Genomic DNA, 25,856 nt, shown 5'->3' with positions numbered 1-25,856 from the left:
AACGGACCACTCCGTATCTCAATCGTGACCGGCTCGTATGAATCCCGTGCTTGTTACTCGTGTGACTACAGTGAATATTGTGACTCATGAGTTCTATGAGTCGTGTCCGTCGTGGCCCGCGCAAGGTCCGCGGTCGCTACCTCGTCGCAGTTGCAGCATCGGCGACGCTGTCGGTCTCGGCCGTGTTCTGGATGGTCGACCGCCCACCGAGCGAGGCCGAGGTATTGGTCTCCAAATTTGTCGACGCGCTGGACAACCGCGATGTCGCGGCGGCGGCCGCACTGACGACGTACCCGAACGCCGCGACGGCAGCTCTGAATCAGATGTTCGACGGTTTGTCGGCCGACGGCAGATCGACGGGCGACTTCGACCTGACGCAGTACATGGATCTCTCCGACGAGAGCGGATTCTTCACGCTCGCGTCCGCCTGGAATTTCGGCGAGGGCAAGGACTGGAAGTACAGCGCTCAGGGCGCAACCAAGAAGCTCAGTGTCGGCTGGCGTATCGCGTGGGATCCGGCCACGCTCGTTCCGGATCTGACCTCGGGCGGGTCGGTTCGCTACACCCGCACCGACGCCGCTCCGCCGTTGATCTTCGATTCCGCGAACAACGTGCTGATGAGTGAGCGGACCATCAACGCCATCTCTCTCGACCCCGCCCAGATGAGTGATCCGGCGGCGTCGACTCAGCAACTCGCCGATGTCATCGACGTCGTCGCGCCGCTGATCACCTCCGAATCGCTACTGAAGGAACTCGATTCGGCCCACGGAGCTCCGATCACCGCAGTGACACTGCGCGACGACGACTTCGCCGTGCTCGAGGACGATCTGCGAGCGGTGCCGGGAGTGGTGGTCGCCCCGCAGCCGAAGCTCATCGTCGACGACCGTCGAATCACCTCCCCGGTGCTCGACTCCCTGCGCGCCGCATGGCAATCCGGCCGCGACGCCACGGCAGGCTGGGCCGTCGACACCTACACCGTCGACGGAACCGGTGAACGACGCGTGGGATTCCAGGGACCGGGCGGGCCGGACCTGCACGCAACACTCGATCCGCGCGTCCAACTCGCGGCCGAAAACGCTGTGGTGATGGCAGGTACATCCGCGTCGATCGTGGCGGTGTCCACGTCGACCGGTGCGATACTCGGTGCGGCACAGAACAGTTACGCCAACGAGCAGGGCGACGTGGTGTTCGCCGGCTCCTATCCGGCCGGCACCGCGTCGGAATTGATCAAAGCCGTGCAGGCCGACCGAGGCGACGACAGTGCCGAAGACGCGGCGGCACGCCTGGGTCTGGGAATTCACTATGCGATGCCCGGTCTCGACGCCTACACCGGCACCCCCGCCGACAGCCGGAGCGCGATCGACGGTATTCGGAACGTCTCCACCGCATCCGGAGCCGAGGCGACGGTGACACCGTTCGGGCTTGCCCAGATGGCAGCAGCGATCTCCCGCGGAAGCGCGCCCACGCCGGCCATCGTTGCCGGGCAGACTGCAGTGGCAGACCGCGCAGCCGAGCCCATGGGCCCCGACGCTGCAGCCCGCTTGCGTGAGATCGTGGCCGCATCGTCGAACAGCAGTGGTCTCGATACGTTCGACGGCGTCCAGGGATTTGCCGGGGAGAGCGGCGATGATCGCTTCGTGCTCGCCACCAGTGGCGATGTTGCCTTCGCCGTCTACATCGAGGACGCCGACGGTGGAGATCAGGCAGTGCGGATGACGAGCCGCTTGCTGCAGGAGATGGCGAACCCCGTCGAATAGGGGCTCGATCGTTAGGCACGGTAGTTTTGTTCGGTGACTGTGCTCGATTTCGGACTACTGGTGGTGGCCGGGTTCTTCGCCGGCCTCATCGGGTTCGTCACCGGGCTCGCATCCCTCGTGTCCTATCCGGCGCTGTTGGCGGTAGGGCTTCCCGCGGTCTCGGCGAACGTCACCAACACCGTCGCGCTGGTCGCTGCCGGAGTGGGTGCGACTACGAGCTCGTCGGCCGAACTCGCCAAGGACGGCAAACAGCTGATTCGCTACGCCGTCTACTCGGCGCTCGGCGGGACCACCGGAGCCATCCTGTTACTCGTCACTCCGGAGGGATCGTTCGAGGTCATCGTGCCGTTCCTGGTCGCGATGGCTGCGATTGCACTGCTGCTGCAGCCGAAAATCCGAACGTTGTCCGGCGGCAGGCAATTTCCGACGCTGTACCCGCTGGCGCTGTTCGCCGTCGCCATCTACGGGGGCTACTTCGGAGCCGGAGCCGGGGTCATCTTCCTGGCTCTGGCGCTGATCTGTACGTCCGATACGTTTTGGCGCGCAAGCATTCTGAAGAGCTTCTTCCTCGGCATCGCCAATCTCATTGCGGCGATCATCTTCTCGTTCTCCGGCCACGTGAACTGGTGGGCCGCTCTGGCTCTCGCAATCGGCTGCTTCGTCGGCGGTGCCTGCGGGCCACCGACCGTCAAGGTGATCTCACCGATCGTGCTCCGCGTCGGCGTCGGCATTCTGGGACTCGGCCTCGCCTGCTGGTTGGGGTACCAGGCATTCGGCTGACGTCGTAGGTGATCTGAGTGTCCACCATTTCAGCCGGGAGGCGCGATCCCGCTTCCGGAACGAAATAGTGGACACTCAGATCAGTTGTGCCTCAGCTTCTGGGGAGACACCGCAGCATCCACCGGTCGTGGGGGCGTCGGGCTCGTCGAACAGGCCGGCTCCACCGCAGACGCCCGTGTCGGGCAACGTCAGCTCCACCTTTCGCGCGCCCTCGTGGTCGCCTGCCAGTTCGGCGGCGATGCTGCGCACCTGTTCGTATCCGGTCATCGCCAGGAATGTCGGCGCGCGGCCGTAGCTCTTCATGCCAACCAGGTACAGGCCGGGCTCGGGCTGAGTGAGCTCCTCGACTCCGTGTGGTGACACCGAGCCGCAGGAATGGATGTTCGGATCCACCAGCTCGGCGACGAACTTCGGTGCCTGCAGAGTGGGATCGAGATCGAGGCGCACTTCGGACAACCACGAAAGATCCGGACGGAACCCGGTCAGTGCGACGACGCGGTCGACGTTCTCGATACGGGTGCCGCCGTCGCCCACGAGGGTGAGCCGATCACCCTGCACAGCAACGGCTTCGGTGCGAAATCCGGAGACCACGGTGAGGTAACCGTCGTCGACGGCCTTCTTCGCGCGCTGGCCGAGTGCGCCTCGCGCCGCGAGTTCGTCGGCCGCACCGCCGCCGAAGACCTCCGCGGTGACGCCTCGACGCACGGCCCAGGTGAGCGTCGTGCCGGGCTCGTCGGCGGCGAGCTCTGCAAAGGTGATGATGGCGGTCAGCGCGGAGTGGCCGCTACCGGCGATGACGGTGTGCTTGCCCGCGAACTGGGAGCGAATCGCCGGATCGGTCAAATCGGGGACTCGGTAGTCGATGCGGTCGGCGGCGGCCTTCTCGCCGATGGCCGGAAGTCCCTCGCTCCCCAGTGGATTCGGCGATCCCCAGGTGCCCGACGCGTCGACCACGGCGCGAGCGAGAATGCGTTCCTCGCTGCCGTCGGAGTGGCGAACATGCACCGACAGTGGTTCGGTGTCGCGTCCGGCGTCGACGACGCGGTCGCGTCCCCGGCGGGCGACCCCGACCACTTCGCAGTCGACTCGGACGGTATCGCCGAGCACAGCAGCGAGGGGCGCGAGATAGTGCTCCACCCATTCGCGTCCGGTGGCGTAGGTGTCGCCGTCGGGCGGAGTCCAACCGGTGGGTTCGAGCAGTCGGGCGGCAGCCGGGTCGACGACCTCGGACCACGGAGAGAACAGCCGCACGTGATTCCATTCGGACACCGCCGATCCGGCCGACGGTCCACGTTCGAGAACGATGACGGCATAACCGGTTTCGGTCAGGTGCGCCGCGGCAGCGAGACCGATGGGGCCTGCGCCGACCACCACTACGGGGTATTCGTTCATGACTGATCTACCTTTCCTCGTCGAACGAGAGTGTCCACTGCTGCGCGTGCGGTCCGGCCGACGCCGATGAGCGTCGCCGAGGCCGGGCCGGTCCAGTCGCCGTAACCCAGGAACACCAGCGTCGGTTCACCGCGAACGTGATTGCCGTCCAACACTATTCCCGATCCTTCGGTGTGCAGGTGCAGGTGCAGCGGCTGCAGATGCCGCAGTGGGGGTCGGAATCCGGTGCACCAGAGGATTACATCCAGCTTCTCCGTCGTATGTCCGTCGGTGACGCCGTCGGTGGTGATCGCGGTGAACATCGGCCGGGCGTGCAGCACTCCGCGATCCCTGGCCTCCCGCACCGGCGAGACCATGACGATGTCGCCCAGACCGGCGACCCCTCCGGTATCGGGCCCGCCTGCCGCCAGAGTGCGGGACCGATCGCTGGCGACATCGAACAGCACCCGACCGTCGACGTCATCGGGCAGAAACCTCGGCTCGCGGTTGGTGAACCACAGGGTCTGCGCGACCGTGGATATCTCGGCGAGTATCTGCGCCGCCGAGTTTCCGCCGCCGACGATTCCTACTCGCTTGCCCACGAACTGATCCGGCGTTCGGTAGTCAGCGGCATGCAGCTGGGTCCCACCGAACTCACGCATGCCCGGGTAGCTCGGCCAGAACGGCCGAGACCACGTTCCCGTCGCACTGACGACTGCTGCGGCACCGTACGACTCGCCGTCGGTGTCGACTCGATAGCCCTCGGTCGTACGATGCACGGACTTCACGTCGACGGGCCTCTGCACCGGCAAGTCGTACTTCTTCTCGTACGCCCGCAGGTAGTCCACCACATGCGATGCCGGCGGAAAACCACTGTGCCACGCCGGCATCGGCCAACCGGGTAGTCGCAAGTACTCGGCCGGCGAGAACAGATGCAGGGACGGCCAGTAGTCCTGCCAGGACCCGCCGGCGTGCGTCTGGTTGTCGAGGATGACGAAGTCCAGACCGGCTCGTCGCAGGTAGTAGCCGGCGGCCAGTCCTGCCTGACCGCCGCCGATCACCACCACCTCGGTGTTCATTCGAATCAGGTTTCCGCGCTGCGCAATCGGGATGCCAGTTCTCCGACGCGGCCTGCGATGTCGTCACGCACCAGACGCATCCGCTCGATGCCGTCGATACCGCGTTCGGAGGGTTCGTCGGTGTCCCAGTTCTCGAATCCGGGGCCGTCGACCACGTCTACCTTCGCCTCACCGCCGAGGGTGACGACGTAGTCCATCCGGGCGAGCAGAGCGGGGTCGATCGGTTTCGGTACTTCACCCGACAGATCGACGCCGACTTCGAGGAGCGCCTCGGCCGAGAGTGCATTGACCGTTCCGCTCGGCTTCGTTCCGGCAGAGTGGACTTCGACCGAATCGCCGACGGCCTTGCGCATCAGGCCGGCCGCCATCTGTGATTTGCCGCCGTTCTTGACGCAGACGAACAGCACGCTGGGTGTCGTCATGACGCCGAACTCTGCTTCGCTGGAACCAGTTCGGCGATCAGGTCTTCGATTCGACGCTTGATCTCGTCGCGAATCGGGCGGACTGCCTCGACGCCTTTTCCTGCCGGATCGGCCAGCGCCCAGTCGCGGTAGCTCACGCCGGGGAACACCGGGCACGCGTCGCCACAGCCCATGGTGATGACGACGTCGGACGTCTCGACGGCCTCGGTGGTCAGGATCTTCGGCGACTGCGACGAGATGTCGATACCGACCTCGGCCATGGCCTCGACCGCTGCCGAGTTGATGGTGTCCGCGGGAGCGCTACCGGCAGAACGTACCTCGACGGTATCGCCGGCGAGATGAGTCAGAAATCCGGCGGCCATCTGAGAGCGGCCGGCGTTGTGGACGCAGACGAACAGGACGCTGGGTGTCTCGGACATCAGGAATCCTTCGATGACGTGGTCGTGGAAAGGCTGGGGGAGAACCGCTTCCGTAAGGCGAGGGAGACATAGACGAGGCCGACCAGGACCGGCACCTCGATGAGCGGGCCGACGACTCCGGCGAGTGCCTGCCCGGACGTTGCGCCGTAGGTGGCGATGGCGACGGCGATGGCGAGCTCGAAGTTGTTGCCCGCTGCGGTGAATGCGAGGGTGGTAGTGCGTTCGTAGCCCAGGCCCATGGCGGCACCGAGTGCGTAACCGCCGCCCCACATCACCGCGAAGTAGACCAGCAGAGGCAGCGCGATGCGCACCACGTTCCAGGGCTGTGAGGTGATCCGATCACCCTGCAGCGCAAAGAGAACGACGATGGTGAACAACAGCCCGTAGAGAGCCCACGGGGCGATCCTCGGGATGAATTTCTCCTCGTACCATGTGCGGCCCTTGGCGCGTTCACCGAAGAAGCGCGATGCAAATCCGGCTATCAGCGGGATTCCGAGGAAGATCAGCACCGATTTCGCGATCTGCCACGGCGACGCTTCGATCGTGGTCTGCTCGAGGCCGAGCCAGCCGGGCAGTACCGAGAGGTAGAACCATCCGAGGACGGCGAACATGAAGACCTGGAACACGGAGTTGATCGCCACGAGCACGGCCGCGGCCTCACGGTCTCCGCAGGCGAGGTCGTTCCAGATGATGACCATCGCGATGCATCGAGCGAGGCCGACGATGATCAGGCCGGTCCGGTACTCGGGCAGGTCCGGCAGGAAAAGCCATGCGAGAGCGAACATCAGCGCCGGTCCGAGGACCCAGTTGAGAACGAGCGATCCGATCAGCAGTCGCCTGTCGCCGGTGACGGTGTCGAGGCGGTCGTAGCGGACCTTGGCCAGTACCGGATACATCATGACGAGCAGGCCGACGGCGATCGGGAGCGACACCCCGTCGACGGAGATGGAGGACAGCGCGTCGTTCAGCTCGGGGATCATGCGTCCCAGGATCAGGCCGACGACCATGGCGACACCGATCCACACCGGGAGGAACCGATCGAGTGTGGAGAGTTTGCCGACGACGGCGGTGTCCGTGGTGGTGCTCATACCGTGACCACCGTGGGGTCCGCTGCGGTGAGTACCGACGACAGTTGTTGTAAGGCAGCTGGAACCACCCAGTAGTAGACCCAGGTTCCGCGTCGCTCACAGTCGAGCAGCCCGGCTTCGCGGAGCACCTTGAGGTGGTGGGAGATCGTCGGTTGCGACAGGTCGAAAGCAGGGGAGATGTCACACACGCACGCTTCGCCGCCGGCATGGCTGGCGACGAGGCTGAGCAACCGCAGGCGCACAGGATCGCCCAACGCCTTGAACATGCGGGCCAGATCCCCGGCCCAGTCCACTGTCAGCGGTTCGTGGACGAGCGGCGAACAGCATGCGCCGGCCGATGAAGTCCGGTCTTGATTCGACATTGGTCTATATTGACCCCTGTCGAATCAGCCGTCAAGTGAACAGTCGCCGAACCCGGACCAGACGGTAGAGGACGCCGAGCAGTACGACAACGGTGCCGATCGCGATCGACGACAAGGGCAGCGTGGCAATGAGAACCAGGCACCCGAGCGCTCCGAGCGCCTGAAGGGGGCGCGGATAGCGTCGGTGTTCGGTGCCCTGGGTGTACGCGCTGACGTTGGCGACGAGGTAGTACAGCAGCACCCCGAAGGACGAGAAGCCGATGGCGTCACGAAGATCCACGACGAGAATTGCGGCACAGACGATCGCCGCCAGAGTGATCTCGGCCCGGTGCGGCACCGAGTAGCGAGGGTGGACCGCAGTCAGATACGACGGCAGATCATGGTGGCGGGCCATCGCCAACGACGTGCGCCCGATACCGGCGATCAAGGCCAGTAACGCTCCGAGCGCGGCCAGTCCGGCACCGATGCGCATGACGGGTGATGCCCACGAATACCCCGACGTCACAACGAGATCGACCAGCGGAGCCGACGACGAGGCCAGCAGGTCCGGGCCCAATACCGTCAACAATGTCACGGCAACCGCTGCATAGATCAGCAACGCGATGCCGAGTGCAGAGACGATGGCCCGTGGAATGGTGCGCTCGGGCCGCACCACTTCCTCGCCGAGGGTGGCGATGCGCGCGTAGCCGGCGAAGGCGAAGAACAGCAATCCCGCGGACTGCAGAATTCCGTACCAGCCGTCCCCGGTGAGGGATCCCGACGTGCCCATGCCGTTGCCCGGCGAGCCGGCGAAGCCCAGAACCACCCCGACGACGAGGATGGCGAGCACCGCGGTGACGAGGATCTTCGTCAGCAGCGCCGTACGGGTGATGCCGAAGTAGTTCACCACCGTCAACGCGACAATGGCAAGGATCGCAACGGCTTTCGCATAGCCGGAAGGGGCGACGTAGGCCGCGAACACCATCGCCATGGCCGCCGAGCTTGCGGTCTTGCCGATGACGAAGGTCCAGCCGGCGAGGAAGCCGGGCCACTCACCGAGTTGTTCGCGACCGTAGATGTACGTCCCGCCCGACGTCGGATACTGGGCGGCGAGTTGCGCGGACGACGTCGCGTTGCAGAACGCGACGACAGCCGCGATGGCGAGGCCGATCAGCAAGCCGGCACCCGCTGCGGCCGAAGCGGGAGCGAACGATGCGAACACTCCCGCCCCGACCATCGAGCCGACACCAATGACGACTGCATCGACAAGGCCCAGTCGACGGACCAGCGGCTGTGGGTCGGTCATGCCTGGACCCGGATGTCGATCACGGCGACAACTGTAGAGGCCCTACACCAGTGGCAACAGACCAGATGTCGGCCGCGGTCTACTTCTTCTGCTGATAGACGTCCGGAATTCCGTCGTGGTCGTCGTCCCGCGTCTCTTCGATGTAGAAGTCGCGGTACGCCTTGTTGCGGGTACGCAGAATGATCGACGCGATGGTTGCGGCGATGATCGAACCGGTCAGCACACCGACCTTCACGTGATCGTCGCGCTCTGTTCCTTCACCGAATGCCAGATCGCCGATCAGCAGCGACACCGTGAAACCGATACCGGCGAGCATCGCGACGCCGAAGACGTCGAGCCATTTCAAGCCGGCATCGAGGGTGGCCCGGGTGAAGCGCGAGACCAGGTAGGTGGTGCCGAAGATGCCGATGGCCTTGCCGATGACGAGGCCGGCGATGATGCCGATGGCAATCGGGTCGGTCAGGGCGCTGGCCAGGCCGGAGAAGCCGCCGACAGTCACACCGGCTGCGCAGAAGGCGAACAGCGGCACAGCGATACCCGCGGAGATCGGCCGGATCTTGTGCTCGAAATGCTCGGCGAGACCGGGGCCCGCATCGGGGCCGCCGTTCGCCTTGCTCCGGATCACCGGGACGGCGAAGCCGAGCAGAACGCCTGCGACGGTGGCGTGGACACCCGACTCGTGCATGAGCACCCACGTCACCACGGCCAGCGGGATGAGCACCCACCACGAGCGGACGCGCATCTGCACGGCGACCGCGAACAGCGCGAGCGGGATCAGCGTCAGGCCGAGCGCAATGAAGTTGATGTCGTCGGTGTAGAAGATCGCGATGACGCTGACGGCCAAAAGGTCGTCGACCACGGCCAGAGTCAGCAGGAAGGTTCGCAGCGCTGTCGGCAGATGCGTGCTGATCACAGCGAGAACGGCCACGGCGAACGCGATATCGGTCGCGGTGGGAATGGCCCAGCCGAGCAGAGCGCCATCCCCGGTGCCGAGGTTGAACAGCACGAAAATGACTGCGGGAACGACCATTCCGCCGACGGCCGCGGCCACCGGCAATGCGGCGCGTGCCGGATCGCGCAGATCACCGGCAACGAACTCGCGTTTGAGTTCGAGTCCGACGACGAAGAAGAAGATGGCCAACAGCCCGTCGGCGGCCCACGTCGACAGAGTCAGATCGAGATGCAGGGCCGACGGCCCGACGCGAGTGCTCATCAATGTGTCGTAGGCGGCGGACCACGGTGAGTTGGCCCACACGAGCGCGACCACGGTGGCAACGAGAAGCAATGCGCCGCCGACGGTCTCTTTGCGCAAGACCTGTGCAATGCGGTCGGCCTCGGACCAGGAACCGCGAGAGAACAGCGGCAATCTCTCTCTGGGAATCGGTGAATCAGACACGGGGACAACGCCTTTCGGTAGCAACGTCGTGCTGAGCGCGTCCGCCGAGTCGACGGGCATGTGCGCAGCACAGAACAATTGCCGACCAGACTTCCCGGCGCACCGTGGATGATCCTATCGCGAAAAGGTCCCTGTCACCGAACCGAGGGAATGAATCTGGCGATCGCGCGCCAACCGAGCAGCAGAACCGCGGTCGAAATCGTCGCAACGACGATGAACGCGGTTGCGGTTCCCTGATCTGTCGCCGTGCGCAGGATCATGCCTCCGACGACCGTGGTGACCCACACCAGAATGCCCGTCGGAACAACGAGGAACGCGTCGAACTTGTTGCGGTACAGAGCGAACGTAGCGATCCAGCCGACAGCGGCACCGACGACGAACGGCCACGCGGTGTGGAAGAGGCCGGACAGCGCGGTGGCTTCGTCGTGACTACGACGGCCGATCGCGGCGAACAGCACGATCATGACGAGATCGAGGACGGCAGCGACGGCCGGGGAACGAAACTTCACGGGCCCACTGTAGGACACCGACGCGAACGGCCCGCGCCTACGAGTGCAGGTGCGGGCCGTTCGATGCCACTGGATCCCGGCCCCAGGACCGGATCAATGTGGGTTTCAGTCGGTTGGACTGCAACAAAGGCGCATTGATCCGGAAGGCGGGGGGGTGGATCCGGAAGGGGAGGGGTGAATCCGGAAGGCGGGGGCGGGAGGCGGGGGTGAAACTTACGCCTGGAGGCCGGCCTCGATGTCGAGGTTCAGGACAATCTTGTCGCCGACCACTGCGCCGCCGCCTTCGAGGGGCATGTCGATGCTGATGCCGAAGTCCTTGCGGTTGATGGTGGTGCTGGCTTCGAAGCCTGCGACCGGTCCGTTGCCCATGCCGGCGTTGACGCCGTTGAACTCGAGCTTGAGGTCGATGGACTTGGTGACGCCGTGGAGGGTGAAGTCTCCGGTGACGACGAAGTCTCCGCCGTCGGCCTTGACCGAGGTGGACTTGAACGTCGCGGTCGGGAACTTCTCGACCTCGAAGAAGTCGGCGGTCTTGAGGTGGCCGTCGCGCTGCTCGTTGTCGGTGGTGATCGAGGTGACGTCGATCTCGGCGTCGACGGACGGGGTGCCGTCGGCGGCGACGGTGACGGTGCCGCTGAAGTTCTGGAAACGGCCGCGGACCTTGCTGACCACCAGGTGGCGGACGGTGAATCCGACGGTGGAGTGGGTGGGATCGATGGCCCAGGTGCCTGCGGTGAGCTCGGGAAGCGCGATGGCGGTGGTCATGAGGACTCCTTGTTGGGTTGAAGTTTCAAACTCATAGTACACAAGCGGACCGGGGTCCGTATATATTCCGGGTGAACGAACAGTGACGGATGCCATACCGAACGGCACGGGGCTACGCGGTCTCCGGATCGCCTTTGGAGCCGCGATCGTGCTCGGCGGCTCGGCCGAGATCGGAGGTCTCTTGCCGCTCGAGGGCAATGTCGAATTCGAGATCGGCGTGCTGGTGCTTACGGAACAGGACGAGGAACACGATCCACCCGACGATGGCGACCAAGATGAAGCTGACCCCGCGATAGACCAGGGCCGACGCCACTGCCTGCGACGCGGTGATGGACGCGGCGCTGGTCAGGAACGCGATGAGGGTGGCGTCGACGACCACGAGGCCACCGGGTGCGAGCGGAACGGATCCGACGGCCTTGCCCGCCGCGAATGCGATGAACAGCCCGGACAGTCGTGGATCTGCGCCGACGGCGAAGCACGCGAACGCCAGGCACGCGACGTCCGCGAGCCGGTGCACGGCCGACCAGGACAGTGTGAGCGCGCCGTCCCGCTTGCCGAGCTGTACGGATTGGATCTGGCCGATGACCTTGTCGATGGCCTCGGCTCCGGCGTCGAGATCGTGGTTGCGGAACGCGTTGTACTTGCGCAGACCCCAGCGGGCGAACTGTTTGATGGACTCCGGGTGGTTCGAGATGTATCGGACAGCGGCCACGATCGCGATGACGCCGATGATCGGGAGCACCACGGTGAAGGTATTGAACGAACTACCGACAACCAGTCCGCCGGCAACGCCGAGCACCGCCAACCCGGCCGCGGCGATGACGCCGGAGATGGCGAGCTGCCAGGAGGCGACAACCGGACTCGCACCCCAGCGTCGGGTCTCGCGGTAGGTGAAGGCCGTCGAGAACACCTGGCCGGCGGGCAGAGTGAGCGACATTGCGGTGCTGCCGTAGATGACGGCCACGGACTTGCGTTGACGCACCTGTACGCCGCCCGCGTCGAGCAGCTGCTTCTGGACTCGGCCGAACGCGCTGAGCGACACGGATTGGGCAAATACGCACGCAGCCAGCCAGCCCCAATGGATTTCTCGTACTGCTGTCCAGGATTCGTGCAGCCGTGGCCACAGGTAGATTGCCTCGCCCACCAGCAGAGCGACCAGGGCAATGGCGGCGATCCACTTGACCCATCTCAGCCGGTTTCGCGGGCGCCGCGCTGCGGGTCCGCTGGTCGAGCTGGGGTCGGGCATTCTGTCAGACTAACCGTCACTCGAGGAGGAGTCGGGATACTCCACCGGCCAGGCCAGGTGGGTTGCCCGTCGTCGGCCACGCAGTTGCACCTGGTCGCCCAACTCCCACTGTTCCTGCTCCTCGTCGTCGGCGAAGTACAGGGCCGAGGTGGATGCCAGAACGCGTCCGGGCCGCAGTTTCGCCAGTTCGGTGAGCCGCGACGCCTCGTTGACCGGGTCTCCGATGACCGTGTACTCGAATCGCTCGGACGCGCCGATGTTGCCGGCGACGGCCAGTCCCGCCGACACCCCGATGCCGATGTCGAGTCCGGTGATCTCGTCCAGAGCGAAACGCAGTTCACGCGCCGCGGCCAAGGCCGCGGTGGGAGCGTCGGGACGGTCGAGTGGTGCCCCGAAGATCGCCAGCGCCGCGTCGCCCATGAACTTGTTGACGAAGCCGTGGTGGCGTCCGACGACGTCGACGACCACCCGGAAGAACTCGTTGAGCAACACCACGACCTCACTCGGCGGGCGTTCCGACGCGGTGGCGGTGGATCCGACCATGTCGACGAACAGCACGGCGACGAATCGTGTCTCGCCACCCAGCTCGGTACCGAACTGCAGTGCTCGACGCGCCACGTCCTCGCCGACGTGCTGGCCGAACAGCTGACGCAGGACGCGTCGCTCGGCGGATTCCTCCATCATGCGGTTGAAGCCGACCTGGAGGCGACCGATCTCGCTGCCGTCGAACACGTCGACCTCGACGTCGGTCTCGCCGCGCTGCACGCGTTCGATGGCGTTGTGCAGTTGGCTGATCGGGTCGGAGATCTGGCTCGCCGTGAGCATCGACAGGACGAAGGCCTGCACGATGGCCAGCACGCTGAGCAGGATGATGGCCACGGCCAGTGCGTTCGGCGAGAACACCAGGTCGGTCGTCAGCTGGGTGGCACACAGCAAGATGATGCCGATGACGGGCATCAACGTGCCCAGGCCCCACGTCATGGCCATGCGGGTACCGACGCCGGGCGTCATCGTGCGGTCGAAGCGGCCTTCGCTCAGTGCCAGTGCTGCGACCGGGCGCAGAATGCGTTCGCCGAGCATGTAGGTGAAACCGAAGGTGACGGTGGCGGCCATGCCGACGGTGACGATGACGGCGATGGACAGCGACGGCATCTCCGCGATGGTCAGCAGCACGAAGATGATGCCGCCGATGATCCACAGAATCAGGTGCACGATGGCCTGACGCAGCGGCGCGTGCAGCGTCGTCATCTGTTCCTTGCGGGTGGGCGGGCCGCCGCGGAGCTGCCACCTGATGACCGAGCGCAGCAGTGTGTACGCGTAGATCAGGCTGACCACCAGGGCAACACCCAGATACGCACCGAAGATGTACACGTTGCGGACGCGATCGGCGACGATCGATTGCGACTCCGGAATGGGCAGACCGTAGCGAACGAAGGCGAACACGAGCACGGCACCGAACACATTGGCGATGAGCATCGAAAGCATATAGAGCGGCCAGCGACTCTTCAGGGTGAGCGAGACCGCTCGGAAAGATGCCAGCACAGGTTAAATTTAGCGGGTGAGCACCGACGAGTTGCGGGCGCAAGGTACGGGGGCGTCCCCGCGCCTCACTTCGGCCGCAGATTCGGTGCATCCGCTGGTACGGGTTGGGGCGGAATGGACGTGGCGACTGCTTGTCCTGTTTGCCGGATTCATCACTTTTGCCTATGTGATCGCGAAATTGAGCACGGTGGTCATCCCGCTGGGTCTGGCGCTGCTGGCGGCCGCTCTGCTGGTGCCGATCGTCGACTGGATGCAGCGCCGAGGAGTGCCGCGTGTCGCCGCGGTGATCATCGTGATCATCGCCAGCATCGGCGTCGTCGCCGGAATCATGACGTTCATCGTCGAGCAGTTCATCGAGGGGCTGCCGCAGGTGGGCGATCAGTTCACCCAATCGATCAACAGCGTCGAGGAGTGGCTCAGCAACGGGCCGCTGCACATCAGCGAAGACCAGATTCGGCAAGCGACCGACAATCTGGTCAAGGTCATCCAGGACAACCAGGAGGCCGTCACCAGTGGGGCGTTGACCACGGCGACGGTGATCGGCGAAATTCTGACCGGGGCGTTGCTGACGCTGTTCACGCTGATCTTCTTCCTGTACGGCGGTGATCAGATCTGGCAGTTCGTCACCCGGCTCGCACCGACGAAGGCGCGCAGAAAGATTCGCACAGCCGGCATCCAAGGTTTCGGATCGCTCGTGGGATACGTTCGCGCGACGGTGGCCGTCGCCGCAGCCGACGCGGTGGGCATCGGAGCCGGACTAGCCATTCTCGGTGTACCGCTGGCACTTCCGTTGGCCTCGCTGGTGTTCATCGGCGCATTCATTCCGATCATCGGTGCCGTGCTGACCGGATTCGTCGCAGTGTTCATCGCCCTGGTGACGAAGGGGCTCATCACCGCCGTCATCACCCTGGGCATCGTGATAGCGGTCATGCAGCTCGAAGGCCATGTGTTGCAGCCACTTCTGCTCGGCCGCGCCGTTCGGCTGCACCCACTGGCCGTCGTGCTGTCCATCACCGTCGGCATTCTGCTCGCGGGCATCGTGGGCGGCTTGCTGGCGGTCCCGATCGTCGCGGTGCTCAACACCGCCGTCCGGTCGCTGCTCGCCGACGACCCCGACGAGGTGTACGAGGAACTCGATGTCAGCGACACGCTGTACTCGGCCGAACCCAGCGACCCGGACACCCCTCCCGGTTCGTCCGAGCCCGATCGACTTGCCAAGGGGGAGCTGAACACTGCAGACCCGAAGACCGATGCGGACGACTGACCGAGTGCGGCCGACGCTGAATTCGGCCGATCCCGACAGCCCGCTGTGGCGGGCCTCGCAGGCCTTCCGTCTGGTCACTCTCGTGTACGCCGTCAGTTATCAGGCCGCGACCGTCGACAACTACACCAACCCGCGGCTGAGTTGGGCGTTGGTCGCCCTGATGGCCGTATGGTCCGGGGCTTCGGCAATCCTGCTCTCGCGGGCCACCCTGCCGCGCTGGCAGGTGGTGCTCGCAGATCAGATCATCGTGATCGCTCTGATGGCGTCGACGCGGTTGGTGGCCGACTACGACTGGTACAGCACCCGCCAGACCCTGCCCACCACCCTGTGGGCCACCAACGCCGTCATCTCCGCCGCAATTCTGTTGGGGCCCACGGGTGGTATCGCCTCGGGCGTGGTGATGTCGTTGGTCAGTGCCCTGGTACGTGACCGGTTCGACACCGACCTGTGGTCGGACGCCACCGCCCCGGTGCTGCTGTCGGCCGGGCTCGCGTTGGGATTGGCGTCGAACACCGCCCGGCGCGCCCACGAGGAATTGCGCAGTGCGGCACGGTTGGCCGCGATCACGGAGGAGCGTGAGCGGCTGGCCCGACAGGTGCACGACGGGGTTCTGCAGGTGCTGGCCCTCGTCCGCCGTCGAGGTCTCGAAATAGGCGGGCCGGCAGCCGAACTCGCGGAGCTCGCCGGTGAGCAGGAAGTCGCTCTGCGCGTGCTGATCTCCGAACAGTCGGCTCCGCGCGACGATCACACCGGATCGATCGTCGACGTGCGCGCCCTGCTGCGTACTCAGGCCGGCACGTCGATCTCGGTGTCGACTCCCGCCGACCCGGTGCTCGTCGAATCCGACGTCGCCGAGGAACTCGCTGCCGTCGTGGCCACTGCCCTGTCCAACGTCGAGCTTCACGCAGGTGCCGATGCGAAGGCCTACGTACTGCTCGAAGACGTCGACGGAGAGCTGATCCTGAGCATTCGTGACGACGGCCTCGGAATACCCGCCGGACGGCTCGCCGCCGCCGAGGCCGAGGGCCGGATGGGCGTCTCGAAGTCCATCCTCGGCCGGGTCGAATCTCTCGGCGGTACTGCGATACTCGACACCGGAGAGGGCGAGGGCACCGAATGGGAAATTCGGGTTCCGCGAACGAGAGGAGCGAGATGACCGGCGACGAGAATCCGAACGCCGAGATCGCGGTGATGGTCGTCGACGATCACCCCATGTGGCGAGACGGTGTCGCCCGGGATCTCGAGGCCGCCGGATTTCGGGTGGTCGCCACCGCGGACGGAGTAGCCGCGGCCGGACGCCGCGCCCGAGCGACCACTCCCGACGTCGTCCTCATGGACATGCATCTGCCCGACGGGAACGGTGCCGATGCCACCGTCGCAGTGCTGGACGCGTCCCCGAAATCCACGATTCTGGTGCTCTCGGCGTCGGCGGAACGCAGCGACGTGCTCGACGCGATCAAAGCTGGTGCGACGGGTTACCTGGTCAAGAGCGCATCGGCGGAGGAGCTGTTCGACGCCGTCCGCGCCACCGCAGCCGGACAAGCGGTGTTCACCCCGGGTCTGGCTGGTTTGGTTCTCGGCGAATTCCGGCGGATGTCGTCGTCACCGGAGCAGGAGTCCGATACCCGCCCCACGTTGACCGAGCGCGAGACCGAGGTGCTCAGACTGGTCGCAAAGGGGCTCAGCGCCAAGCAGATTGCGACCCGTTTGACGCTCAGCCACCGGACGGTCGAGAACCACGTGCAGGCGACACTGCGAAAACTGCAGCTGGCCAACCGCGTCGAATTGACCCGGTACGCCATCGAAAAGGGTCTGTAGGGGTTTGCGACCCGGCCCGACGGGCACTCTTGACCCCATGACCGACAACGAAGCAGTGGACACGACAGTCGATCCGGCCGAGCACACGAAGGGCGTCGACGCCGACCAGGATCAGACCGGTGACGAGCGCGCCGAGGCCATCGACGAATTCGACGGCCATCTGGACGGGTCGGGCGAGGAGTCCGAGCTTCCGACGCCCGAGCCGACCGAAGTGGCCGACAAGAGCGACGAGAAGACCGTCACCCGGTCCGAGTAGCCCCTACTGGGCACACAGCCTGCCGAGCGCGAACTTGGCGATCGGCAGGTAGGGCAGCACCAGCGGCAGCGGGCCGTCGATGGTGATCCACGCCCTGGTTCCACTGGGTCGTGAGACGACTCCGTGTGTCAGATCCACGCCGATGGCCCTGTTCTGGAACCACGCCGACCACGCCCACGTCCACGAGTGTTCGTCCACCGAGTGCACCTCGAAGTCGATCGGCACCCCCAACGGCCCCAGCACTCGGCCGGAGGTATCGGAGTCGAGGCGTTCACCGCGGTATTCGACGCCCATGATCTGCGGAGCCCAGGTCTTCCAGACCGTCGGGTCCATGTAACGCTCCCAGACCTCGGGTGCCGGGGCGTCGCCGGTGGATTGCAGTGTCACTCGCATAGCCCTCACCTACCCGCTGGTAGCCGTCTCCACACGGATATTCGCCGAACGTTCGGTCACCATCCACCACCGTGGCATCGGGTGGACGTCCGGCTGGAGAGACTGAGCAGGTGCGCATCGTTCAACTGGCGAACTTCTACGGGCCGCGGTCCGGCGGTTTGCGGACGGCCGTCGATCAGCTGGGATCGGGCTACGTGGCCGCTGGTCACGACGTCACGTTGATCGTGCCGGGTGCCCGGTGGAGTGAGACGACGCTGCAGTCGGGAGTGACGCGCGTCGAGGTGCCGGCGCCGAAAGTTCCGTTCACCGGCGGCTACCGTGTGGCCGATCCGCGACGAGTGGCCTCGATCGCGTCGGGTCTACGTCCGGACGTGATCGAAGTGTCGGACCGGCTGACCCTGCGCGGAATGGGCAGGTGGGCGTCGCGGCGCGACATCCGCAGCGTGATGATCTCCCACGAGCGCCTCGACCGGCTGCTGGCTCAGACGATGCCGATGCGATACGCCCGGCCCCTCGCCGACGCGGCCAACCGACGCACTGCCGAGTCGTACGACGCCGTCGTCTGCACCACCGAGTTCGCACAGCAGGAATTCGATCGAATCGGAACGCCCAACGTCCATCGAGTCCCGCTCGGCGTCGATCTCGAGCTGTTCCATCCCCGACGACGCCGAGCCGGCGCGCGCTCGGCATGGCTGGGTAGCGCCGACCGGCTGCTGGTCCACTGCGGCCGACTGTCGGTGGAAAAGCATGTCGAGACCAGCATCGATTCGCTTGCCGCGCTCTGCGATTCGGGTATGCGGGCTCGGTTGGTCATCGCCGGCGACGGCCCCCGACGAGCGGGCCTCGAACGACGCGCCCGCGGACTGCCTGTCGACTTCCTCGGCTTCGTCGACGGCAGGTCGGCCGTCGCCGAGCTGCTCGCCTCGGCAGACATCGCTCTCGCGCCGGGGCCGCACGAGACATTCGGCCTCGCGGCATTGGAATCGCTCGCCGCGGGCACGCCCGTCGTCGTCTCCGAAACCTCGGCACTGGCCCAGATCGTCACCCCGCAATGCGGTGGATCCTCGATCAACACCGCCGACGGCTTCGCAGCGGAAATCCAACGGCTGCTTCGACTTCCGGCCGACGGACGCCGGATCGCGGCGAGAGTACGCGCCGAAGAGTTCGGCTGGCCCGCATCGGTACACGGAATGTTGTCGGTTCTCCGCGGGCACGCCGCCTGAGAACTTCGCTACCCTGGGCCCATGGAGGCAAGGGATCTGCGAGTGTCCGATGCCGAACGCGAGCACGTCGGGCAGCTGCTGCAACGAGCAGTCGGCCAAGGCATGTTGTCGCTCGGTGAGTTCACCGAAAGGATGGACACCGCTCTGGCGTCGAAGACCCGGGGCGAGCTGAACTCGGTGCTCGCCGATCTACCGGGCATGCAGATCGCCGGCGAGCACCTCCCGTCGCCGAAACCCTTCGCCGATCCCACCCCACAACCGACGCCGCGCCGCGTCGTGCAGGAGCACTGGGGACACGGCGGCGGTACCCCGGACACGGTGCGCGGCAGCATGTCCACCATCACCCGCAAAGGCCCGTGGAACGTACCGCGCCGGTTGAACGTGGTGACGCGGCTGTCGTCGGTGACACTCGACTTCACGCAGGCCGTCATGGTCAGCCAGGTCGTCGACATCCACGTCGACGACTACTGCAGCTCGGTCACTTTGATTCTCCCGACCGAAGCCACCGCCGACGTCAACGGTGCCGAGGCCGTCGCAGGTACCGTCACCAACAAGGTGCGCACCGGCCCGCCGTACGGACCGCTGCACGTGGTGCTCACCGGGAAGGTCCGCTTCGGTTCCCTCACCGTCAAGCACCCCTTCGGTAGCTCGTTCCGTAAAATTTTCGGATAGTCGGGCTGGACTACTCGAGGGATCCGGGTAGCACTACTCAGGCTATCGAGCCGCCCGGCCCGCAGGATCTATCCCATGACTTCTTCCCAGAACTCCGGGCTGGACCCGCAACTCGTCGCGCGCCTGTCCAGCCGCTTCGATTCCTTGGGCGACCACATGCGTCAGGTGGCCGTCGACCTGCAGACATTGCAGTCGCAGCTCGGTACTGCACCCACTTCCGTGCCCGTTTCGGCTCCCGCCAGGCAACAGCCGGTGCCGCGGTCGTATGTGCCGACCGTCCCTCCGCAGACGTTCTCGGCGCCCCAGATGCCTGCACCGCAGCAGCCCTATGCCGCGCGCGGCCCGGTGTCGGCACCTCCGGTCACGCCGCCTCCTGCGGTCGGCCGGTCCATGGCAGCCCCGCCGTTGCGAGGGCCGGTGGTCGCGCCGCGGCCCCCCGCTCCGACCCGTGAGCCGTGGTGGCAACGAGACGGCGTCATCAGTCGCCTGCTCGCCGTCGCAGGCGCGGGTGTCACGCTCGTCGGCGTCGTGATGCTGCTGGTTCTGGCCGCACAGGCCGGCTGGTTCGGGCCGCCCCTGCGCGTCGCCGCAGGCGGGGTGTTCTCCCTCGCCCTGATCGGTGCCGGTGTGCGGGTGTTCGGCCGGTCCGGAGGACGCGTCGGCGGAATTTCGCTGGCCGCCACAGGTATTGCGGGTCTGTACCTCGACGTTCTGGCAACGTCCGTCCTGTACGGCTGGCTCGATCCGGTGATCGGCCTGATCGCTGCATTCGGAATCGCCGCTGCGGGAACAGCTCTCGCAGTGCAGTGGAAGTCGCAGCCGATGGCGGTATTGATTCTCGCCGGAGTCGCGGCGTGTGGCCCCATCCTGACCGACGGTCCGACCCTGGCCCTGATCGCGTTCTTCATCGCCACGTACATTGCGAGCTTCCCGGCCCAGATCGGCCGTGATTGGCCGCTGCTGCAGATCGTCCGAACCCTTCCCCTCGTCGGCACGGTCCTGATAGCGCTGGTCGGCACCGACCTGTCCGAACCGACCGACTATCGACTGCTTCTCGTCGTCCTGCTGGTGGCTGCGTCCGGGATGAGCATGTCTCTGGAACTGCTGCGCCGCAACGTCTCCGACGTGGTGGCCACCGTCATGACGGCTCTGGCTGCGCTGCCGCTATTGATCTCGGCGAGCGTGTTCGATCGGTGGACCACCGTGACCGTGCAGTTGGTTCTGGTGGCCGCGGCACTGGCGATCGTGCTGCTGGTGCACTGGCTGCCGGCGCATGCCCGCATCACGGTTTCGATCATCGGTGCTGTGGCAATGCTGCAGGCCGCAGTCGAATCGACGACGGTCGACGTGCGTCCGGTCGTGCTGTTCGCGGTTGCCCTGGCGCTGTTCGCCGCGGCCCACCGCACTCGCTCGTCGTTGGCGTACCTGATCGGAAGCGCGTTCGGTGTGATCGGCGCGTTGACCTTCGTCTCGATCTCCCCGCCGGAGGCTCTCCTGGACTCCGATCACGCTGCCGGGAACGCGGGCATCATCATCGGCGGAATACTGCTCGCTGCAACAGCATTCGCGTTCGCCTATGTCCTGACCGAACTGAAACTCATCGACGACGGATTGCAGACCCTCGCCATCGTCTCCGGAATGCTCGCCCTGTACGGCCTCACCTCGGCCACCGTGAGCCTGGGAACCTCGATCGGCGGTAACACCACCGGATTCACCGCCGGGCACACCGCCGCCACGATCGAGTGGATGATCACAGCATTCGCCCTGCTGGCCTTCGGCTTACGGAGTATTGCCCACGCTCACCTGGCACTGCTGGCCGGACTGTCTCTGACCGCAGCCTCCATCGCCAAACTGTTCCTGTTCGACCTCGTCGCCCTGGACGGCCTCTTCCGCGTCATCGCCTTCATCGCAGTCGGCTTGTTGCTGCTGATCGCGGGGACCCGATACGCCAAGGTATTCGCGGACCGAGAGGGAGCGGTCACCTCCTGACCACCGCTGCCTCCTGACCCCCGCTGCGTGAATGGACCACTGCGCACGTCTCGACGGTGTGCAGTGGTCCATTCACGCGTTGCCGGGGAGGGGTGCCTCCCAGCTGTGACGACTCGCGTCAGCGTGAGCGGTTGCGCTCCCGAGCCAACAGTTCGCTGACACTGAGCACCTGGCCGTTGTCGCCGCCGCGATGGCGGCCACTGTCGCCGCCCTCGGTGGACGGAGCGGCACGACGACCGGACGGCTTCTCCTCGCGGTCCGATTCCGAACTGGCCCCGACACCGTTGCCGTTGCTTTCGGTGTCATGTCGTTCCGAGGTGCGGTGGTCGGTACCACTGCTGTTGGAACCACTGCTGGCGGAACCACTGCTGTTGGAACCACTGCTGTCCGAACCGTTGCGGTCGATGCCGTTTCCGTTCGAGCCACGGCGTTCGGACCCGTTGTCGGCGTTGCCGTTTCGCCCGGAACCGTTGCGTCCGGCAGCTGTGCCGCCGTGGGCACCGGTACTCGAGCCGTTGGTGCCGTGCTTGTCGGCACCGTTCGTAGCAGACCCGTTGGTAGCGGCCCCGTTGGTAGCAGCCCCGTTGGTGGTCGAGCCGTTGGACGACGACCCGTTGGCACCGGTGCCGTGACCGTTCGAGCCGTGACCATTCGAGGTGTGGCTGTCAGAACCGTGGGAGCCGTTGGTGAGCGACTCGCTTCGCGGAGTGCTCGGCCGTGGTGCCTGCGATGCGCTCGGGGCTCGCAGATCGGCCAGCCAACTTTCGATGGATCGCGAATCCGGCTCCTCGGCCCGTCCCGCTCGCGTGCTGCGGGTGCGGCTCGGGGGTGCACTCGGCGGTGGAGGCGACTGTGCTGGTGCCGGTGCGGGTGCGGCACTCGGGGGAGCGGGTCGAACCACGTCCGCTGCCTGAGTCGGTTCGGGTTCGACGTGCGGACGCGGCGGAACCTGCTGCGCCCGAGTCGGCCCGGATACGGGTGGGCGCGGTTCGGCAGGACGCGGCGGAGTGGGACGCGCCGCGGGTGCCTGCGGCGAGTAAGCCTGCGACGGGCGAGCCTGGGGCGAGTAGGCCTGCGACGAGTACGGCTGCACCGAATCGGGCTGGGGCTCAGCCTGCTTCGGGGGAGTGGTCGGTGCCGCGCGGGTCGGCTCGGGTGGCGTCGCCGGCCGGCCGGTCACACTTCGACGCGACTCTTCCTTCGCGGCGTGCGTGGCACGGATCGGTCCGCCTCCGTGCGGTGCCACCACCGGGATGGGTTCGGTGAGGGGCTCACCGCGGCGCGGTGTCGGACGCATCGGGGGTGCCACGGTCGACGAGGGCGCGCCGCCCGCGAGGGCGAGTTCGGGCACGTCTCCGGTGGGCAGCAGCTCGTCTTCGAGGATGGTCTCGCCGAGGCCGAGCTTGCGCTGAATGCGCTTCATCCACTGCGGAGCCCACCAGCAGTCGTCGCCGAGCAGCTTCATCGTGGCGGGCACGAGGAACATGCGAATCAGCGTCGCGTCGATGATGAGAGCGGCGATCATGCCGTAGGCGATGTACTTCATCATCACCAGATCGGAGAACGCGAACGCGCCGGTGACGACGATGAGGATCAGTGCCGCCGCGGTGATGATGCGTCCGGTATGCGAGGTTCCGATGCGGATGGCTTCGCTTGTGCTGGCACCCTTTTCGCGTGCCTCGACCATTCTGGAGAGTAGGAACACCTCGTAGTCCGTGGACAGGCCGAACACAATCGAGATGATCAGCACCAGCACCGGAGCCATGATCGGCCCCGGGGTGAAGTTCATCAGCCCCGCCCCGTGACCTTCGATGAAGATCCACGTCAGGATGCCCATGGTGGCACCGAGGCCGAGGACGGTCATCAGCACCGCCTTGATCGGCAGCACCAGCGATCCGAACGTCAGGAACATCAGCATCGTCACGATGAACACCACCAGCACGGCCATCAGCGGCAGCTTGTCGATGAGTGCGCTGATCGAGTCCTGCTCGATTGCCGGGGTACCTCCGATCATGACCGTCGCGCCGTCCGGCACGTCGATGCTGCGGAGGAAGTCGATGGCCGGTTTCGAGTCGTTGCGATCGGTCAACCCGGCCTTGAAGACGATGACGCCGTCCTTGCTGGCACCGACGGGAGTGAACTTCTCGATCAACCCGGGAGCGTTGTTCGCCTGCGTGGTGATCGCGCCGAGCGTCGGACCCTGCGCGCCTTCGATGACCATCTTGATGGGTTCGGTGCGCTGGCCGGGGAACAGGCTGTCGAACTCTCCCTGCGCGACGCGGGTGACGTTGTCCGGCGGTAGGTAGGTCTCGTTGATGCCACCGAATTTGATGTTGCCGACGGGCAGCGTCAGAAGGACCAATCCGAGCACGATGGGCACGGTGACCTTGACGGGGTTGCGCATCACCCAGCGGGTGAGCTTGCCCCACATGCCGTTCTCGATCTCTTCGCTCGACTTGGTCTTGCGCATGAACTTCAGACCGAGGGCGTCGACGCGTGGGCCGAGGATGGCCAGCATCGCGGGCAGGATCGTGATGGCCGTCAGCGCTGCGAGCGCGACGGTGGCGATGGATCCGTATGCGACGGATTTCAGAAAGCCCTGCGGAAACAGCAGCAGGCCACCGAGGGAAGCGACGATCATCGTCGCGGAGAACACGACAGTGCGACCCGCCGTCATGACGGTACGGCGCACGGCCTGTGGCGTCGTATGTCCGTCACCGAGTTCCTCGCGGAATCTCGAGACGATGAAGAGTCCGTAGTCGATGGCCAACCCGAGTCCGACGAGCGAGACCACGGGCGCGACGAACGAGTTGACCTCGGTGAAGTTGGTGAACACCTTGACGATGCCGTTGGCTCCGACGACCGTCAGACCGCCGATGATCAGCGGGAGTGCCGCGGCGACGACGCCGCCGAAGATGAAGAACAGCAGGACCGCGACGGCGGGAATCGCGAGCAGTTCCATGCGGTGAATGTCGCCGGCCATCGTCGACTGCAGTGCGCCGGCCACGGCCTGAAGACCGGTCACCTGCACGTCGACGCCGTCGATGTAGAAGGCGTCCTTGACGGCCTGGAAATTGTTGGTCAGTTCGGTGTCGTCGGCACCCTTCATTGCGATGCTGGCGATGGCATGTTGCTTGTCGTTGGTACCGAGAGCTGCGAGGTTGGGTGCGCCGGGCACCTTGAAGTAGGTGCCGTTGACCTTCTCGATCTGGTCGGGATGGTCGACGGGGAGCGATTCGAGGCTCGAGACGACCTTCGACTGGAATTCCGGATCGTCGATCGACGACCCTTCGGGCGCGGTGTAGAGGACGATGACGTCACCCTGCTTGTCGCGTCCGAACGTCGTGTCCGCCAGACGGGCAGCCTGGGCCGATTCCGAGGTCGGATCGTCCCAACCGCTCTGACTGAGATGGCTGTTGAGATCGAGACCGTAGGCAGCGAAGCCCAACAGCCCGGCCACCATGACACCGATAACGGTGTACCGCAGGCGGTAGACGATGTCTCCCCATCTGGCGAACACTTAAGAAACTCCTTGGCGCCCGACGAGCAGGGCGGACAGCGGTCGGAAGGGCTGCAGCCACGCGCCCTCGTCGGGGAGCGAATCGAGACTCACCCGAGGCAGTGGCTCACGGAAGACGCCGGGAATGTCCTCGAGGTCGAGGAATTCCAGGATGTCCGACGTGACAGCCCAGCTTGCGTGCTCCCGGAATCCCAGTACCTGAACGGGTACTCCGGTTGCTGCGATGGCCTCCAACGGCCCCTTGAACGCCTGACCGTCGGCGGACGCGACCATGACACCGGCGAGGCCGCCGTCACGGTTGCGGAAGTCGATGTGGTCGAGCATGTCGGCGTCGACATCACTGTCTTCGTCGACCTTGGGCTTGGCGAACACCGCGAAGCCCACGTTACGCAATGCTTCGACCCAGGGGCGGACGACGTCGGCGCTGCCGGGTGCAATGTTGGTGAACACCGTTGCCTCGGGCTCGAGCGTCGCGGTGCCCGAGGTGGACAGTTCAGCGGTGCGACTGAGCAGCCATCGGCCCAGCGCATCGAATCGTGGGCGGTAGGCAGCGGTGGGCCGGCCACCCAGGATCGCGCCGAGACCCATGTCCAGGTTGGGTGCATCCCACACGAGCAGGACTCGCTTGCTGTGGCGGGACTCACTGATCGCCCCGAGCTCGGCGGGATCGATCACGGTGTCGGGCATGTCCGTACTGACG

General features: G+C 65.7%; 24 protein-coding genes. 9 read left to right on the top strand and 15 right to left on the bottom strand.

Annotated elements, in window-relative coordinates:
• Window positions 1–95 precede the first annotated feature (95 nt).
• Entirely contained in the window at window positions 96–1,757 is a 1,662-nt protein-coding gene (locus tag J2X62_RS07170; protein WP_027495345.1) for an NTF2-like N-terminal transpeptidase domain-containing protein, read from the top strand.
• Between the two features lie 33 nt (window positions 1,758–1,790).
• Window positions 1,791–2,537, top strand: coding sequence for a sulfite exporter TauE/SafE family protein (locus J2X62_RS07165; RefSeq protein ID WP_310179095.1), 747 nt, complete (start codon window positions 1,791–1,793; stop codon window positions 2,535–2,537).
• Between the two features lie 75 nt (window positions 2,538–2,612).
• On the opposite strand, the gene J2X62_RS07160 is transcribed toward J2X62_RS07165, so the two are convergent.
• From J2X62_RS07160 to J2X62_RS07105, 12 genes are all read right to left on the bottom strand, one after another.
• Complete coding sequence (locus tag J2X62_RS07160) at window positions 2,613–3,929, bottom strand: FAD-dependent oxidoreductase (protein WP_032367115.1); 1,317 nt, start codon at window positions 3,927–3,929, stop codon at window positions 2,613–2,615.
• Entirely contained in the window at window positions 3,926–4,987 is a 1,062-nt protein-coding gene (locus tag J2X62_RS07155; protein ID WP_310179089.1) for an ArsO family NAD(P)H-dependent flavin-containing monooxygenase, read from the bottom strand. The genes J2X62_RS07160 and J2X62_RS07155 overlap by 4 nt, the downstream gene beginning before the upstream one ends.
• A gap of 5 nt (window positions 4,988–4,992) precedes the next feature.
• On the bottom strand, window positions 4,993–5,409 hold the full coding sequence (locus tag J2X62_RS07150; protein ID WP_032390262.1) for a low molecular weight phosphatase family protein: 417 nt from the start codon (window positions 5,407–5,409) through the stop codon (window positions 4,993–4,995).
• On the bottom strand, window positions 5,406–5,828 hold the full coding sequence (locus J2X62_RS07145) for an arsenate reductase ArsC (RefSeq protein WP_032383195.1): 423 nt from the start codon (window positions 5,826–5,828) through the stop codon (window positions 5,406–5,408). Before J2X62_RS07145 ends, J2X62_RS07150 begins: the two co-directional genes overlap by 4 nt.
• Window positions 5,828–6,916 (bottom strand): ACR3 family arsenite efflux transporter, encoded by a 1,089-nt coding sequence (gene arsB, locus J2X62_RS07140; RefSeq protein WP_310179082.1) that lies wholly within the window; start codon window positions 6,914–6,916, stop codon window positions 5,828–5,830. Before arsB ends, J2X62_RS07145 begins: the two co-directional genes overlap by 1 nt.
• Entirely contained in the window at window positions 6,913–7,278 is a 366-nt protein-coding gene (locus J2X62_RS07135) for a helix-turn-helix transcriptional regulator (RefSeq protein ID WP_032374799.1), read from the bottom strand. Before J2X62_RS07135 ends, arsB begins: the two co-directional genes overlap by 4 nt.
• Window positions 7,279–7,309: 31 nt before the next feature.
• Window positions 7,310–8,563, bottom strand: a complete 1,254-nt coding sequence (locus J2X62_RS07130) for an APC family permease (RefSeq protein WP_310179078.1) — start codon at window positions 8,561–8,563, stop codon at window positions 7,310–7,312.
• A gap of 79 nt (window positions 8,564–8,642) precedes the next feature.
• On the bottom strand, window positions 8,643–10,019 hold the full coding sequence (gene nhaA, locus J2X62_RS07125) for a Na+/H+ antiporter NhaA (RefSeq protein WP_310179076.1): 1,377 nt from the start codon (window positions 10,017–10,019) through the stop codon (window positions 8,643–8,645).
• A gap of 74 nt (window positions 10,020–10,093) precedes the next feature.
• Window positions 10,094–10,468 (bottom strand): DUF3054 domain-containing protein, encoded by a 375-nt coding sequence (locus J2X62_RS07120; RefSeq protein ID WP_310179075.1) that lies wholly within the window; start codon window positions 10,466–10,468, stop codon window positions 10,094–10,096.
• 213 nt (window positions 10,469–10,681) lie between these two features.
• A complete protein-coding gene (locus J2X62_RS07115) occupies window positions 10,682–11,233 on the bottom strand; it encodes a YceI family protein (RefSeq protein ID WP_032367108.1) in 552 nt (183 codons plus the stop codon).
• Between the two features lie 112 nt (window positions 11,234–11,345).
• A complete protein-coding gene (locus J2X62_RS07110; RefSeq protein ID WP_310179073.1) occupies window positions 11,346–12,479 on the bottom strand; it encodes a YbhN family protein in 1,134 nt (377 codons plus the stop codon).
• Between the two features lie 9 nt (window positions 12,480–12,488).
• Window positions 12,489–13,964, bottom strand: a complete 1,476-nt coding sequence (locus J2X62_RS07105) for an adenylate/guanylate cyclase domain-containing protein (RefSeq protein ID WP_032367437.1) — start codon at window positions 13,962–13,964, stop codon at window positions 12,489–12,491.
• A gap of 73 nt (window positions 13,965–14,037) precedes the next feature.
• Here J2X62_RS07105 and J2X62_RS07100 point away from each other — a divergent pair, with 73 nt between their 5' ends.
• The 4 genes from J2X62_RS07100 to J2X62_RS07085 are packed head-to-tail and all read left to right on the top strand — an operon-like array spanning window position 14,038 to window position 17,359.
• Window positions 14,038–15,285, top strand: a complete 1,248-nt coding sequence (locus J2X62_RS07100) for an AI-2E family transporter (protein WP_371828769.1) — start codon at window positions 14,038–14,040, stop codon at window positions 15,283–15,285.
• The gene (gene macS / locus J2X62_RS07095) at window positions 15,272–16,441 is read left to right on the top strand and encodes a MacS family sensor histidine kinase (protein ID WP_310179071.1); all 1,170 of its coding nucleotides are present in this window, start codon (window positions 15,272–15,274) and stop codon (window positions 16,439–16,441) included. The genes J2X62_RS07100 and macS overlap by 14 nt, the downstream gene beginning before the upstream one ends.
• Window positions 16,442–16,476: 35 nt before the next feature.
• Window positions 16,477–17,103, top strand: coding sequence for a response regulator transcription factor (locus J2X62_RS07090; protein ID WP_310179371.1), 627 nt, complete (start codon window positions 16,477–16,479; stop codon window positions 17,101–17,103).
• Window positions 17,104–17,140: 37 nt separating this feature from the next.
• On the top strand, window positions 17,141–17,359 hold the full coding sequence (locus J2X62_RS07085; RefSeq protein ID WP_032367104.1) for a hypothetical protein: 219 nt from the start codon (window positions 17,141–17,143) through the stop codon (window positions 17,357–17,359).
• A 3-nt stretch (window positions 17,360–17,362) separates the two neighbouring features.
• On the opposite strand, the gene J2X62_RS07080 is transcribed toward J2X62_RS07085, so the two are convergent.
• Window positions 17,363–17,752 carry a hypothetical protein gene (locus J2X62_RS07080; RefSeq protein WP_027495362.1) on the bottom strand — a complete coding sequence of 130 codons (390 nt, stop codon included), beginning with the start codon at window positions 17,750–17,752 and terminating at the stop codon, window positions 17,363–17,365.
• Between the two features lie 110 nt (window positions 17,753–17,862).
• On the opposite strand from J2X62_RS07080, the gene J2X62_RS07075 reads away from it, so the two are divergent.
• From J2X62_RS07075 to J2X62_RS07065, 3 genes are all read left to right on the top strand, one after another.
• A complete protein-coding gene (locus J2X62_RS07075; protein WP_027495363.1) occupies window positions 17,863–18,975 on the top strand; it encodes a glycosyltransferase in 1,113 nt (370 codons plus the stop codon).
• A 21-nt stretch (window positions 18,976–18,996) separates the two neighbouring features.
• Complete coding sequence (locus tag J2X62_RS07070) at window positions 18,997–19,647, top strand: DUF1707 domain-containing protein (RefSeq protein ID WP_032369502.1); 651 nt, start codon at window positions 18,997–18,999, stop codon at window positions 19,645–19,647.
• Between the two features lie 75 nt (window positions 19,648–19,722).
• The gene (locus tag J2X62_RS07065; RefSeq protein WP_310179056.1) at window positions 19,723–21,636 is read left to right on the top strand and encodes a DUF2339 domain-containing protein; all 1,914 of its coding nucleotides are present in this window, start codon (window positions 19,723–19,725) and stop codon (window positions 21,634–21,636) included.
• 118 nt (window positions 21,637–21,754) lie between these two features.
• Here J2X62_RS07065 and J2X62_RS07060 read toward each other — a convergent pair whose 3' ends face one another.
• Window positions 21,755–25,156 (bottom strand): MMPL family transporter, encoded by a 3,402-nt coding sequence (locus tag J2X62_RS07060; protein ID WP_310179053.1) that lies wholly within the window; start codon window positions 25,154–25,156, stop codon window positions 21,755–21,757.
• Window positions 25,157–25,843, bottom strand: a complete 687-nt coding sequence (locus J2X62_RS07055) for an NYN domain-containing protein (protein ID WP_283548662.1) — start codon at window positions 25,841–25,843, stop codon at window positions 25,157–25,159.
• Between the last annotated feature and the right edge of the window lie 13 nt (window positions 25,844–25,856).

Source organism: Rhodococcus sp. 3258 (assembly GCF_031456475.1).
GTDB lineage: Bacteria > Actinomycetota > Actinomycetes > Mycobacteriales > Mycobacteriaceae > Rhodococcoides > Rhodococcoides fascians.
Note: the sequence above shows the minus strand (reverse complement) of the source record. Positions and strands in the feature narration are given on the sequence as shown.

Bases quoted from the DNA above. Each gene is read 5' to 3' on its own strand.
- J2X62_RS07170 (WP_027495345.1), top strand. From the start codon at position 96: ATGAGTCGTGTCCGTCGTGGCCCGCGCAAGGTCCGCGGTCGCTACCTC.
- J2X62_RS07070 (WP_032369502.1), top strand. From the start codon at position 18,997: ATGGAGGCAAGGGATCTGCGAGTGTCCGATGCCGAACGCGAGCACGTC.
- J2X62_RS07135 (WP_032374799.1), bottom strand. From the start codon at position 7,278: ATGTCGAATCAAGACCGGACTTCATCGGCCGGCGCATGCTGTTCGCCG.
- J2X62_RS07130 (WP_310179078.1), bottom strand. From the start codon at position 8,563: ATGACCGACCCACAGCCGCTGGTCCGTCGACTGGGCCTTGTCGATGCA.
- J2X62_RS07145 (WP_032383195.1), bottom strand. From the start codon at position 5,828: ATGTCCGAGACACCCAGCGTCCTGTTCGTCTGCGTCCACAACGCCGGC.
- J2X62_RS07155 (WP_310179089.1), bottom strand. From the start codon at position 4,987: ATGAACACCGAGGTGGTGGTGATCGGCGGCGGTCAGGCAGGACTGGCC.
- nhaA (WP_310179076.1), bottom strand. From the start codon at position 10,019: ATGCCCGTCGACTCGGCGGACGCGCTCAGCACGACGTTGCTACCGAAA.
- J2X62_RS07105 (WP_032367437.1), bottom strand. From the start codon at position 13,964: ATGCTTTCGATGCTCATCGCCAATGTGTTCGGTGCCGTGCTCGTGTTC.
- J2X62_RS07150 (WP_032390262.1), bottom strand. From the start codon at position 5,409: ATGACGACACCCAGCGTGCTGTTCGTCTGCGTCAAGAACGGCGGCAAA.
- J2X62_RS07160 (WP_032367115.1), bottom strand. From the start codon at position 3,929: ATGAACGAATACCCCGTAGTGGTGGTCGGCGCAGGCCCCATCGGTCTC.
- J2X62_RS07115 (WP_032367108.1), bottom strand. From the start codon at position 11,233: ATGACCACCGCCATCGCGCTTCCCGAGCTCACCGCAGGCACCTGGGCC.
- J2X62_RS07065 (WP_310179056.1), top strand. From the start codon at position 19,723: ATGACTTCTTCCCAGAACTCCGGGCTGGACCCGCAACTCGTCGCGCGC.
- J2X62_RS07055 (WP_283548662.1), bottom strand. From the start codon at position 25,843: ATGCCCGACACCGTGATCGATCCCGCCGAGCTCGGGGCGATCAGTGAG.
- J2X62_RS07090 (WP_310179371.1), top strand. From the start codon at position 16,477: ATGGTCGTCGACGATCACCCCATGTGGCGAGACGGTGTCGCCCGGGAT.
- J2X62_RS07085 (WP_032367104.1), top strand. From the start codon at position 17,141: ATGACCGACAACGAAGCAGTGGACACGACAGTCGATCCGGCCGAGCAC.
- macS (WP_310179071.1), top strand. From the start codon at position 15,272: ATGCGGACGACTGACCGAGTGCGGCCGACGCTGAATTCGGCCGATCCC.
- J2X62_RS07080 (WP_027495362.1), bottom strand. From the start codon at position 17,752: ATGCGAGTGACACTGCAATCCACCGGCGACGCCCCGGCACCCGAGGTC.
- arsB (WP_310179082.1), bottom strand. From the start codon at position 6,916: ATGAGCACCACCACGGACACCGCCGTCGTCGGCAAACTCTCCACACTC.
- J2X62_RS07110 (WP_310179073.1), bottom strand. From the start codon at position 12,479: ATGCCCGACCCCAGCTCGACCAGCGGACCCGCAGCGCGGCGCCCGCGA.